General features: G+C 69.9%; 6 protein-coding genes. 3 read left to right on the top strand and 3 right to left on the bottom strand.

The features are described 5' to 3' along the window. The first annotated feature begins 31 nt into the window (after window positions 1–31). The 3 genes from recC to recD are packed head-to-tail and all read left to right on the top strand — an operon-like array spanning window position 32 to window position 9,281. Window positions 32–3,514: an exodeoxyribonuclease V subunit gamma gene (gene recC / locus CDO46_RS19730; protein ID WP_087840171.1), complete on the top strand. Its 3,483-nt coding sequence runs from the start codon at window positions 32–34 to the stop codon at window positions 3,512–3,514. After that, window positions 3,511–7,203, top strand: a complete 3,693-nt coding sequence (gene recB / locus CDO46_RS19725) for an exodeoxyribonuclease V subunit beta (RefSeq protein WP_087840170.1) — start codon at window positions 3,511–3,513, stop codon at window positions 7,201–7,203. The genes recC and recB overlap by 4 nt, the downstream gene beginning before the upstream one ends. Further along, window positions 7,200–9,281, top strand: a complete 2,082-nt coding sequence (gene recD, locus CDO46_RS19720) for an exodeoxyribonuclease V subunit alpha (protein ID WP_087840169.1) — start codon at window positions 7,200–7,202, stop codon at window positions 9,279–9,281. Before recB ends, recD begins: the two co-directional genes overlap by 4 nt. A 13-nt stretch (window positions 9,282–9,294) precedes the next feature. On the opposite strand, the gene CDO46_RS19715 is transcribed toward recD, so the two are convergent. The 3 genes from CDO46_RS19715 to CDO46_RS19705 form a co-directional block, all read right to left on the bottom strand. Continuing rightward, window positions 9,295–10,260 carry a tripartite tricarboxylate transporter substrate binding protein gene (locus tag CDO46_RS19715; RefSeq protein ID WP_087840168.1) on the bottom strand — a complete coding sequence of 322 codons (966 nt, stop codon included), beginning with the start codon at window positions 10,258–10,260 and terminating at the stop codon, window positions 9,295–9,297. A 74-nt stretch (window positions 10,261–10,334) separates the two neighbouring features. Further along, on the bottom strand, window positions 10,335–11,801 hold the full coding sequence (locus CDO46_RS19710) for a benzaldehyde dehydrogenase (RefSeq protein ID WP_087840167.1): 1,467 nt from the start codon (window positions 11,799–11,801) through the stop codon (window positions 10,335–10,337). Next, window positions 11,798–13,525 (bottom strand): thiamine pyrophosphate-requiring protein, encoded by a 1,728-nt coding sequence (locus tag CDO46_RS19705; protein ID WP_087840166.1) that lies wholly within the window; start codon window positions 13,523–13,525, stop codon window positions 11,798–11,800. The genes CDO46_RS19710 and CDO46_RS19705 overlap by 4 nt, the downstream gene beginning before the upstream one ends. Window positions 13,526–13,605: the final 80 nt, after the last annotated feature.

Here is a 13,605-nt window from a genome sequence, read left to right as displayed (position 1 = left end):
GGGGATCGCCCCCCATTCTCATTGTTCGCGCATGCCCGCTTCTTCGCCGCTCGCTCCCGGTTTCATGGTCGTCCACGGCAATCGGCTGGAGGAACTGCGCGGGCTGGCGGTGTCATGGATGAAGCGGTATCCGCTGGCGCCGCTCGAGAACGAAATCATCCTGGTGCAGAGCAACGGCATCGCGCAGTGGCTGAAGTTCGCCCTGGCGGCCGATCCGGACGAGGCGGGGGCGCAAGGCTGCGGGATCGCGGCGGCGGTGGCGGTGCAACTGCCGGCGCGCTTTCTCTGGCAGGCCTACCGCGCGGTGCTGGGCAAGGACCTGCTTCCCGAAACATCTTCGCTCGACCGCAACGGCTTGACCTGGCGTCTGCTGCGCCTGTTGCCGCAGGTGCTGGGCGACGAGGTGTTCCTGCCGCTGCGGCGCTTCCTGGCCGACGACGACAGCATGCGCAAGCGCCATCAACTGGCCGAGCGGCTGGCGGACCTGTTCGACCAGTACCAGGTGTACCGCGCCGATTGGCTGGACGACTGGGAGCATGGGCGCGACGTGTTGCGGACATCGCGGCGCGGCACCGTGCCGCTCGGCGCGGAGGACCGCTGGCAGGCCGCCTTGTGGCGCGCGGTGCTGGCCGACGTGGGCGACGATGGCGTGATCCAGAGCCGGGCGCGCGTGCACCGGCGCTTCCTGGCGCGGCTGGCCGAGGCCGATGCGCCGCCGCGGGACCTGCCGCGCCGGGTGATCGTATTCGGGATCTCGTCCATGCCGGCGCAGTCGCTGGAGGCGCTGGCGGCACTGTCCAAGTTCTGCCAGGTCCTCTTGTGCGTCCACAATCCCTGCCAGCATCACTGGACCGACATCGTCGCCGACCAGGACCTGCTGCGCCACCAGTACCGGCGGCACCAGCGCAAGCCCGGCATGCCCGCGGCGCCGGACGCGCAGGCCATGCACCGCTTCGGCAATCCGCTGCTGGCGGCCTGGGGCAAACAGGGCCGCGACTACATCCACCTGCTCGATACCTACGACATTCCCGAGCGCTACCAGGAGCATTTCGCTTCCATCAGCGACCGCCGCATCGACCTGTTCAGCGAACCGCCCGCCGAGCACCTGCTGGCCCAGGTCCAGGACGACATCCTCAATCTGCGCTCGCTCGAGGAAACGCGGGAACAATGGCCGCCGGTGGACGTCGAGACCGACGCCTCCATCCGTTTCCACATCGCCCACAGCCCGCAGCGCGAGGTCGAGATCCTGCACGACCAGCTCCTGGCCCGCTTCGATGCCGACCCCAGCCTGCGGCCGCGCGACGTCATCGTCATGGTGCCGGACATCGATGCCTACGCGCCGCACATCCGGGCAGTGTTCGGCCAGATCGATCCGCGCGACCGCCGCCACATTCCCTATACGCTGGCCGACCAGGGGCAGCGCGGCCGCGAGCCGCTGCTGATCGCGGTCGAGCACCTGCTGCGGCTGCCCGAGAGCCGTTTCGCGGTCAGCGAGATACTGGACCTGCTGGACGTGCCGGCCGTGCGCCAGCGCTTCGGCCTGCGCGAAAGCGACCTGCCGCAGTTGCATCGCTGGATCGCCGGGGCGGGCGTGCGCTGGGGCGTGGACGCCGGCCAGCGCGCCAGCCTGGGCCTGCCCGGGGGCATGGAGCAGAACACCTGGCGCTTCGGCCTGCGCCGCATGCTGCTGGGCTACGCGGTGGGCGCCGCGCCGGCGTTCGAGGGCATCGAACCCTATGACGAAGTGGGCGGCCTGGACGCGGCGCTGGTCGGATCGCTGGACGCCTTGCTGGAGAGCCTGGAACGCATCCGCGCCGCCCTGGCGACGCCGGCCGCGCCCCAGGCCTGGGGATTCCGGCTGCGGACCCTGATGGCCGATCTCTTCACGCCGACGACCGAGCGCGAGGAAGCCGCGCTGGCCAGCCTGTCGCAGTTGCTGGACGACTGGCTGGAGGTGTGCGAGCGCGTCGGCCTGGAGGAAACGCTGCCGCTGGTGGTGGTGCGCGAGGCCTGGCTGGGCGACCTGGATCGCAGCCGCCTGAACCAGCGCTTCCTGGCAGGGTCGGTCAACTTCTGCACCCTGATGCCGATGCGGGCGATCCCGTTCCGCGTCGTCTGCCTGCTGGGCATGAACGACGGCGACTATCCCCGGGTCCAGACGCCGCCCGATTTCGACCTGATGCGCGCCGACTACCGGCCGGGCGACCGTTCGCGCCGCGAGGACGACCGCTATCTGCTGCTCGAGGCGCTGCTGTCGGCGCGCGACGCGCTGTACGTGAGCTGGGTCGGCCGCAGCGTACGCGACAACGCCGAGCGGCCGCCTTCCGTGCTGGTGGCGCAATTGCGCGACCATCTTGCCGCGGGCTGGAAAAGCCAGGACGGCGCGGACCTGCTGGACGGCCTGACCACGGTCCATCCGCTGCAGCCTTTCAGCCCGCGCTATTTCGCCTCGCGCTCGGGGCGGCTGTTCACCTATGCGCGGGAATGGGCGGTGATGCACGAGCCCCGGGCGTCCGGGGCGCCCATGCCGCAGGCCCTGCCGCCGCCCCCGGCCGGCGCCGTCCTGGAACTGGCGCAGTTGCAGGCCTATGCCCGAGACCCGCTGCGGGCCTTCTTCAACCAGCGGCTGAAGATCCATTTCGACGATGCCGAAGAGGCGGCGGAGGACGAAGAACCCTTCGCGCTCGACGGCCTGACCCATTACCAGTTGAGCGAGCGCTTGTTGCTGGCCGGCTTGTCCGCGGACGACGCCGACGAGGCCCTGGACAGGCTGCACGCGACGGCCAGGATGTTGGCGCGCGGCGGCGAGCTGCCGCTGGCCGGATTCGGCGAACGCGTGGCGCAGGCGCTGATCGCGCCGCTGCCCGACGTGCTGGCGCGGCATCGGGAGTGGCGCGCGCGCTGGCCGCTGGCATGCGAGGTGCCGGCCGCGGTGGAGTTCCGGCATGGCGAGATCTCGTTGCAGGGCTGGCTGGGCGGACTGCGGCGCAACGACGACGGCGGGCACCTCTGGCTCGAGGCCATTCCCGGCGAGCTGGGCGTGGCCGCGCGCCTGCCACGATGGCATCGGTTGATCCGGCCTTGGGTGGCGCATCTGGCCGGCAATGCGACGGGGCTGTCCCTGCACACCGTGCTGGTCGCCACCGACGGCGAATTCAGCCTGCCGCCCGTGGCCGAAAGCGAGGCGCGGGCCTGGCTGGGCGACCTGATCGACGCCTGGGACGCCGGCATGCGCCTTCCGCCGCCGGTGGCCGTGCGCACGGCGTTCGCGTGGCTGGCCGCGCTGCCGGACGAGGCGGCGGCATACGAGCAGGCGCGCAAGACCTACGAGGGCGGGCCCACCATGCCCGGCGAGGTCGACCGCAATCCCTATCTGATGCGCCAGTTCCCGGACTTCCAGGCCTTGTGGTCGGACGAGGAGTTCGGTTCCTGGGCCCGGACGCTGTATCTGCCGCTGTTCGAAACGGCCCGGCCGGCGCGTACCGAGAGGAAAACCGGGGGAGAGCGGGCATGAGCGCTTCGTCCCCGACACGCGACCTGGCACTGACCCTGCCGCTGCGTGGCAGCCGCCTGATCGAGGCCAGCGCCGGCACGGGCAAGACTTTCACCATTTCCGCGCTGTTCGTCCGACTCGTGCTGGGGCATGGTGGCGAGAGCGCCTTCGGCCGCGAGCTGCTGCCGCCCGAGATCCTGGTCGTGACCTTCACCGATGCCGCCACCCAGGAACTGCGTGACCGCATTCGCGCCCGGCTGGCGGAGTCCGCACGCTATTTCCGCGAGGAAACCGAGGCGCCGGATACCTTGATCGCTGCTTTGCGTGGCGACTACCCCGAGGCCGACTGGCCCGCCTGCGCCAGCAAGCTGGACGTGGCGGCGCAATGGATGGACGAGGCCGCGGTGTCCACCATCCACGGCTGGTGCCAGCGCATGCTGCGCGAACACGCCTTCGACAGCGGCAGCCTGTTCACGCAGACACTGGAAACCGACCATACCGACCTCCTGGCCGAGGTCGTGCGCGACTATTGGCGCGAACATTGCTATGCATTGCGGGACGAGACGCTGGACTGGGTGTCGACGAACTGGATCACCCCCGATGCCTTGCGGCGGCGGATTTCGCCTTTGCTGGCCCATGCATCGCCACGCGACATCCCCGGCACCTTGGCGGACATCTACGCCAGTGCCCGTGCCCGCCGCGCCGCGGCGCTCGCCCAGCTGAAAGCTCCGTGGACCGCCTGGAGCCAGGAATTGCGCGCACTGTGCGATGCGGCCTGCGCCGCCAAGCGCGTCAACGCCCGCAAGTTCCAGGCACGCTGGTACGGCCCCTGGTTCGACCGCTTGTCCGCCTGGGCGTCCGATCCCGCGCTGGAAATCCTGGACCTGGGAACGGGATTCCAGCGCCTGACTCCGGCCGGCATGGCCGAGATCTGCGAGGCCGGCCATCGCATCGACCATCCCGCGCTGGATGCCATGGTCGACCTGCCGCGCCTGCTTGCCCGACTGCCATCGGCCGATGCCGACATGCTGGCGCACGCCGCGTATCGGGTGCGGATCCGCTTCGACGAGGAAAAGCGGCGCCGCGCCGAAATGGGTTTCGACGATATGCTGACCCGCCTGGATGCGGCGCTGCGCGGCGAGAACGGCGATCGGCTGGCCCAGGTCATCCGCGCCCAGTTCCCGGTGGCGCTGATCGACGAATTCCAGGATACCGATCCTGTCCAGTACCGGATCTTCGACCGCGTCTACCGCGTCGCCGACGACTCCGACGATTGCGCGCTGCTGATGATCGGCGATCCCAAGCAGGCCATCTACGCCTTCCGCGGCGCCGACATCCATACCTATCTGCGCGCCCGCCGGGCGACCGCCGGCCGCCACTACACGCTGGGCACCAACTTCCGCTCCAGCGCCGGCATGGTCGCCGCGGTCAACGCCGTATTCGAGACTGCCGAGAACCGGCCGGACGGGCAGGGCGCCTTCCTGTTCCGGCGCGGCGGCGACGACCCGCTGCCCTTCGTGCCGGTAGCGGCGCAGGGCAGGGCGGAGTCCCTGGTCACGGACGGCGCGCCCGCCGCGCCGTTGACCTTCTGGCTGGCCGACCAGGACGCGCCCATCGCCGGCGGCACCTACCGCGCGGCCATGGCCGCCACCTGCGCCACCGAGATCGTCCGCCTGCTGGCCGGCGGCCGGGCGGGGAACACGGGCTTCCTGCAAGACGGCGCGATCCGCGGCCTCGCGCCCGCCGACATCGCGGTGCTGGTGCGCGACATGGGCGAGGCCCATGCCATCCGTTCCGCGCTGGCCGAACGCGGCGTGCGCAGCGTCTACCTGTCGGACAAGGACTCGGTGTTCGACGGCCAGGAAGCCGCCGACCTGCTGCGCTGGCTGCATGCCTGCGCCGAACCCGACGACGACCGCAAGCTGCGCGCGACGCTGGCCAGCGCGACGCTGGACCGGCCGCTGGCCGAGCTCGACCGGCTGAACCGCGACGAGCGCTTCTGGGAGTCCTGGGTGCTGCGTTTCCGTGGCTACCGCGACCTGTGGCGGCGCCAGGGCGTGCTGCCCATGCTGCGGCGCTTCATGGACGACTTCGGGCTGCCGGCGGCGCTGGCCCGGCGCGCGGACGGCGAACGCGCCCTGACCAACCTGCTGCACCTGGCCGAACTGCTGCAACAGGCGGCCGGCGAACTGGACGGCGAGCAGGCCCTGATCCGCCACCTGGCGGAGCACCTGGCGCAGGACGGCCAGGCCAACGAAGCCCAGATCCTGAGGCTGGAAAGCGATGCCCAGTTGCTCAAGGTCGTGACGGTCCACAAGTCCAAGGGGCTGGAATATCCGCTGGTCTTCCTGCCGTTCGCCTGCTCATTCCGGCCCGCCGACCGTACCCGCCCGCCGCTGCGCTATCACGACGAATCCGGCCGACTGGTCGTCAGCATCGCGCCCGGCGAGGCCGAGGAGGCGCTGGCCGACCGCGAGCGGCTGGCCGAAGACCTGCGTCTGTTGTACGTGGCGCTGACGCGGGCGCGCCATGCCTGCTGGCTGGGCGTGGCCGACCTCAAGCGCGGCCGCGCCGCCGAATCGGGTTGGCCGCTGTGCGCGCTGGGCTATCTGGCCGGTGGCGGCGAACCGCTGGCGGGATCGGCCCGGCTGGAGTCCGTGCTGCGCGCCCTGGATCCTTCCGGGGCCTTGCTGCGCACCGTGCCGGCCCCACGGCCGGACACCGTCGTCCTGGACATGCAGGCCGACGGTCCCGCCGAACCCGTGTACCGCACGCCCGGACGCCAGCCCGGCGAACCGTGGTGGATCGCTTCCTACAGCGCCTTGCGCGTCGCCAGCCTGGCCGACGGCGACGAAGATGCGCGCGAGGCCCGCCTGCACGGCGACACCAGCCCCGAGACGCCCGAGGCGCAAAAGCTGTTCGACGACGACGTTCCCGACACGGACGAGACGCTGGCCGCGCCGGCAGGCACCGGCATGCATCGCTTTCCGCGCGGGCCGGGACCGGGCACCTTCCTGCACGGCCTGTTCGAGTGGGCAGGGGAGGAGGGCTTCGGCGCCGCCGCGGCCGATCCGGACCGCTTGGCCGACGCCGTCGCGCGCCGCTGCAACCGCCGCGGCTGGGAAAGCTGGATCACGCCGCTGAGCCGCTGGCTGTCGGGCGTGCTGACCGAACGGCTGCCGCTGGGCGCGGGGCGGAGCTTCCGGTTCGCGGAGCTCGAGTCCTACCGGGTCGAAATGGAATTCTGGTTCGAAAGCCGCCACGTCGACGTCGCGCGCATCGATGCGCTGGTCCGGCGCCACGTCGTGCCGGGCGCGGCGCGGCCCGGGCTGGAGCCGGCCATGCTCAACGGCATGTTCAAGGGCTTCATGGACCTGACCTTCGAACACCAGGGGCGCTATTACGTGGCCGACTACAAGTCGAACTGGCTGGGCGCGACCGACGCGGCCTACACCACCGCCGCGATGGAAAGCGAGATCCTGGCCAAGCGCTACGACCTGCAGTACGTGCTGTACCTGCTGGCGCTGCACCGGCAGTTGACGGCGCGGCTGCCGGACTACGACTACGACCGCCACATGGGCGGCGCGCTGTACCTGTTCCTGCGCGGCACCCGGGCGCCGACACGCGGCGCGTACTTCGATCGCCCGCCGCGCGAACTGATCGAGCAACTCGACCGCCTGTTCGCCGGCGTTGCGGAGGCACAGGCATGACCCGGGCTTCCTCGAACTACGAATTGCCGTTCGATGCGCCCGCGCCGCAGGCTTCGCCGGACCTGCGCGACCGCGAATCGCTGCTCGGGCTGCTCGATGCCTGGGTCGAGCGCGGCTGGTTGCGGCGGCTGGACCGCGCCTTCGTCGGCTTCCTGCTCGAGTGCCGTCCCGATACCCAGCCCCTGGTGGCGGTGGCCGCCGCGCTGGCCAGTCATCAATTGGGGCACGGTCACGTCTGCCTGGACCTGGCCCTGACGCTGGAGCGGCCCGACGAGGCGCTGTCCCTGCCGCCTGAGGGCGACATGGGGCCCTCGATGCGCCTGCCGTCCGACCTGCTTGCCGGCGTGGATGCCGCGACGTGGCTGGCCGCGCTGGCCGGCAGCCCGCTGGTGGCGGATGCCGCTAGGGCGGACTCGACCGACGAGGGGCGGCCGCTGGTGCTCGATGCCGGCCGCCTGTACCTGCGGCGCTACTGGGACTTCGAGCGACGCATCGCCCAGGCCCTGCGGGAGCGCCTAGCGCACCCGGTCGAGACACCGCCGAACCTCGCGCAATCGCTGGCGTTGCTGTTCGACGAAACCCAAGCCGCGGACAGCGGTCCCGACTGGCAGAAGCTGGCCTGCGCGCTGGCCGCCCGGGGCCGCATCGGCATCGTCACCGGTGGACCGGGAACCGGCAAGACCACCACGGTCGTGCGCCTGCTCGCGCTGCTGCAGATGGCGGCGGTAGAAGCGGGGCGGCCGCTGCGCATCCTGCTGTCCGCGCCCACCGGCAAGGCGGCGGCCCGCCTGTCGGCATCCATCGCCGAACAGGTCGGACGACTTCCCGTTTCCGACGCTGTCCGGGCGGCCATCCCGACCGAAGTCTCGACGCTGCACCGGCTGCTGGGCAGCCGGCCGGACACGCGCCATTTCCGCCACCATGCCGGTAATCCCTTGCTCATCGACATGCTGGTCGTGGACGAGGCGTCGATGATAGACGTCGAAATGATGGCGCACTTGATGGCCGCCTTGCCGCCTCACGCCAGGCTGGTCCTGCTGGGCGACAAGGACCAGCTCGCGTCGGTGGAGGCGGGCGCCGTGCTGGGCGATCTCTGCCGCGACGCCGATGCCGGCCACTACACGCCCGAGACCCTGGCCTGGCTCGAACAAGCCAGCGGCGAAAGCCTGGCCGGCACGGGGCTGTCGCCCGGCGATGCCGAACGCCATGCGATGGCGCAGCAGATCGTCATGCTGCGCCGCTCGCGCCGCTTCGGCGCCGGCAGCGGCATCGGGCAACTGGCCCGCGCGGTCAACGCCGGGCTGCCGCAGGAAGTACGAACCGTGCTGGAACGAGAATCCGCCGCGCCCGATCCCGACGTCTATGACACGCGCGGCATCCGGCCGGACGCGCTCGACCGGCTGCTGCTGGATGGCCATCCGGCCTCCGCGCGCGGCAAACCCTGTGGCTATGCGCACTACCTGGACGTCATGCAGCGCACCCGTCCGGCCGCGGATATCCCGGGCGACGATCCCGCCTGGGAAAGCTGGGCGGCCCGGGTGCTGGCGGCCTTCGACGCCTTCCGCCTGTTGTGCGCCGTCCGCAAGGGAGAGCAGGGGGTCGAAGGCCTCAACGCGCGCATCGCGAGGGCGTTATGCGCGCGCGGACTGATCGAACAGGAGCTGGGCTGGTACGAAGGTCGTCCCGTCCTCGTCACCCGCAACGACTACGCCCTGGGCCTGATGAACGGCGACATCGGCATCGCGCTGCGCGTGCCGCAAGGCGACGGGGAAGGCACCGCGCTGCGCGTGGCCTTCCCGCGCAGCGACGGCACCGACGGCGTGCGCTTCGCGTTGCCGAGCCGGCTCAACGCGGTGGAAACCGTCTACGCCATGACCGTCCACAAATCGCAAGGCTCGGAATTCGCGCACACCGCCTTGCTGCTGCCGGATCGGACCAGTCCCATCCTTACGCGGGAACTGGTCTATACCGGCGTGACGCGCGCGCGGACGTGGTTCACGATGGTGGAGACGGCGCCGGGGGTGCTGGAGGAAGCGGTGGCCCGGCGGGTGCGGCGCATCAGCGGATTGTCGGTCTGAGGTTGAAGCCGTATCAATCCATGGTCACGCCGGCTTCGACGATGACCTTTTTCCACCGTACGCGCTCAGCCTCGATGAACGCCTGGGCTTGTTCCGGGGTCGAGGACCTGGCTTCGGCCCCCAGTGCGAGGAAGCGTTTCTTCACGCCGTCGTCGGCCAGAATGGCCGCCAGTGCCTCGTTCAGCCTGTCGACGATGGGGGCCGGCGTGCCCGGCGGCGCCATCAGCGCGAACCAGGCACTGCTCTCGAAGCCTGGAAACCCGGATTCGGCGGCGCTCGGGACATCGGAGGCGATCTCGGTACGTGCGTGGTCGGCTACCGCCATGATGCGCACCTTGCCGGTGTCGCGCAGCTTGAGCACGGCCGAAATGTTCCCGAAGAAAAGATCGACGCGGCCCGCCATCAGGTCGGTCAGCGCGGGACCTTCGCCCTTGTAGGGAACGTGGACCAGCGAGGTGCCCGACATCGTCGCGAACAACTGTCCGGTCAGGTGCGACGTCGAACCGTTGCCCTGGGAGCCGTAGGTCAGCTTGCCGGGATGGGCCTTGGCGTAGGCGATCAGTTCCTGCACCGATCTGACCGGCAACGAGGATTTGACCGTGATGGCGTTGGGGCTGCCTGCCAACAAGCCTATTGCCGCGAAGGACGAGGGTTTGAAGGTCAGGTCCTTGTACAGGTACTCGTTGATCGACAACGGCCCAGGGGGCGTGGCCAGCAGGGTATAGCCGTCGGGTGCGGACCCGTAGACCTCGTGGGCACCGATGTTGCCACCCGCGCCCGGGCGGTTCTCGACCACCACCGGTTGCCCCCATCGATCGCCCAGTCGCTGGCCGACGATGCGTGCAAGAGAATCGATGGTACCGCCGGCCGGGAAGTCGACCACGATACGGATCGGGCGCGAAGGATAATCGGCGGCGCCAGCGGAGGTGGCACAAGCCAGCGCGCAAGCTGCCAGCAACGGGTAAGCCTGGAATTTCATGGAAATGTCTCCTCTCCTTGCCGTTCTGCGACGGCTGGACGGCTGGATGAACCGGCGGGTGCCGGGGTAATGGATCAGAAGGGGTAGGCGGGGGGCCGGTCCTGAACGGTGACCCACTGCCACTGCGTGAATTCGTCCCAGTTGGCGGGGCCGCCGATACGGCCGCCATTCCCCGAGGCCCCGACGCCGCCGAAGGGCACGCGAGGATCGCCAGCCACCGTCTGGTCGTTGATGTGCAACAGCCCTGTACGCAGGCGGCGACCCAAGGCCATTGCCCGCGCCACCGAGCGCGAGACGACCGCGGCAGACAGCCCGTACTCGGTACGGTTGGCCAGGGCAACGGCTTCCTCGTCCGAGGAGAAAGGCGTCACCACGGCGACCGGTCCGAATACTTCCTCGTCGAAGGCCGGCATGCCCGGCCGCACGCCATCCAGCACCGTGGCGGCATAGAACGGGCGATCGGCCATGCCGCCCGCGCACAGCCGCGCGCCGGCTGCGATCGTGCGCTTGACCAGTTGGTCGACGCGCTCGAGCTGGCGGGCATTGATCATGGGGCCGAGCCGCACGCCCGCTTGCCGCGGATCGCCCGTTTTCATCTTGCCGGCCCTGGCGGCCAGCAGATCGGCCAGGCGACGGGCGACGCTTTCGTGGGCCAGGATGCGGCCCGTGGCCATGCAGATCTGGCCCTGGTGCATCCATGCGCCGAACGCGGCGCAACCGGCGGCGAGCTCCAGATCGGCATCGTCGAGGACGATCAGCGAATTCTTGCCGCCCAGTTCGAGCGACACTTTCTTCAAATGCTCGCCACACAGCGCCCCTACGCGCCTGCCTGCGGCGGTCGATCCGGTGAAGGCCACCATGCCGACCAGCGGATCCACGCACATCGCCTCGCCCACCTCGGCGCCACCCGGCAGTACGTGGAACAGGCCGGCCGGCAGCCCGGCGTCCTCGAACAAGCGAGCGATATAAAGACCGCCGCTGACCGCTGTCTGCGGGTCCGGCTTGAGCACGACGGCATTACCCGTGGCCAGGGCAGGCGCCACGGCGCGCATGGACAGGGTCAGCGGGAAATTGAACGGTGCGATCACGCCCACCACGCCATGCGGAATGCGCCGGCCATAGCTCAGTTTGTCGGCGGCGGAAGGAAATACCAACCCCTGGGGTTCGCCCAGCATCGAGGCAGCCTGGTGGAGGGTCAGCATGGCCGAGCGCAGCTCCATGTCCGCCTTGGCCCGAATGGCGCCTGTCTCGCGCATGATCCATTGCGCGGCTTCGTCGCGATGGCCGTCGACCAAGTCGGCTGCCCGGCGCAGGATCGCCGCCCGTTCCTCGTGCGGTGTGGCGGCCCACGCCGGCTGGGCATGCGCGGCCTGGCGGGCCGATGCCGACAGCGCGGCGGGCGTCGCCAGCGTCAGGCTCGCCAGGCGGGCACCGTTCGCCTTGTCGACCGCGTCATAGGCCAGGCCATCGGCCGGGGTCCATGCCCCCTGGAACAGCTTGCCGGCCCAGGCCCCGGCATCCAGGAAGTCCGGAGTCCTCATGCCAGCACCTGCTCGGAAATGGGATCAAGCATGACTTCGACGACGGCACTGCGGCCTGCCCGCACGGTTTCCAACGCTTCCTGCAACGTGCCGCGCAGCGCCTGGCCTTCGCTGACGCGAAAGGCCGCCGCGCCGCCCGCCGCGGCGGCTATGTCCGCCAGCCGGGCGCCGTCCGCCACCGTTATCCAGTAGCGATCCCTGCTTTTCGCCGTGGAATGGGCATGTACCAGGTTCGTGGAGACCTTGGGGGAATTCCAGCCCCGGTTGTTGTAGACGACGGTAAGAATGGGGGCGCCGTAGGTCTGCGCCACCCAATAAGTGCTGCTGGGCACGCCGAACAGGAAGCTTCCGTCGCCGCTGAGCGCGATCACCTCGGCCCCGGGATCCGCCAGCTTGACACCCACGGCGGCGTTGATGCCCCAGCCCAGGCCGCTGCCGCCGTTGACGTAGTAGCTACCGGGCCGGTTCAGCCGCAGCGTCGATAGAATGGTCTCGGTTCCGGAAGGCTCTTCGCACACGATCACCGTGCGGTCGTTGACCAGTTCGCCCACCGCTTCCGTCAACTGCCTGACAGTGATGCCGCCCTGCCTGACGGATAGGGAGGGCAGGGGAGCGGCCGCCACCCGCTGGCGCGCCTCGGCTATCCATCGCAGCCGCTCGGCCGGCACCGGTTCCGCGCGATCGCGGCCGTAGTCCAGCAACTGCCGCAGGACATAGTCGCTGTCGGCAAGATAGCTGCGGTGCGCGGGGAAATGCCAGAACCCCATGCCTTCCTTCACCGGGTCGGCATCGATGTGAAACAGACGCGCGCCCGCGGCCGGGCCCGTGCGCGAGACGATCCACGGCACGTCCACGTCCAGCATCAGGATGAGATCGGCGTCGGCCACCAGCGCATTGCGCCGGTAACCGGCATGGTGCGGATGCCCGCCAGGAAAGTTGACGTACTGCGGCGCGATCTCGGCCACCGGCAGGCCCAGCCGCTCCGATAATTCCACCAGGCGGCCGACGGCGGCCTGATTGCGTCCCAGGTAGGTCGTCAACACCAGGGGCCGCCGGGCTTGCGACAGCGCCCCGTGCAATTCCGCCACGGCTTCCTCGCGCAAGCCGCCGAGACGGGCAGGGGACCAGTGCTCAAGCGCCTCGTCGGGCAGGGGCTCGGCCGGGCCTTCCCAGACTTCCCGCGCGCCGGTCAGATAGATCGGGCCTTCGGGTGCGGTGGTCGCCACCTGCATCGCGCGCATCAGCACGTTGTCCAGCATCTCGGGTGCGCGCAATTCGTAGGTCCACTTCATGTACTGCGCCGCGATTTCATGCTGGCGCGGAGCATCCTGCGTGTAGTGGATGAACTCGGTGCGCGCGCCGGCGCGGTCGCCGCTTACGGTCACGGGCGACAAACCGGCCACGATGATGGCGGGCACACGGCCCCGCGAGGCGTTGTGCAGGCTGCAACCCAGGTTCTGCGTACCGACGTCCACGTGCACCAGCACGATCTGCGGGCGGCGCGTCACCATGGCATAGCCGTGGGCGGCGGTGAGGGCGGTCATCTCGTGCGGACAAACGACGATCCGGGGCATGGCGGTGCCTTCGCCGTCGATGGCCGCGAAGGCCTCGATGAACGCCGGGTGGTCGCTGCCCAGGTTGGTGAAGAAGTAATCCACGCCCAGCCTGGCAGCAAGCTCCAGCAGGCGGCGCGCGGCAGTGGTGGCAACTGCCCGGGAAGTCATGACTGCGGTATCTCCATGTTCGCGGCGGCCGCATCTGGCGTGCGCCCGCGTCGGAATTCATAGTAGGCTTGCCGTAGTCA

Source organism: Pigmentiphaga sp. NML030171 (genome assembly GCF_002188635.1).
Classification (GTDB): domain Bacteria; phylum Pseudomonadota; class Gammaproteobacteria; order Burkholderiales; family Burkholderiaceae_B; genus Pigmentiphaga; species Pigmentiphaga daeguensis.
Note: the sequence above shows the minus strand (reverse complement) of the source record. Positions and strands in the feature narration are given on the sequence as shown.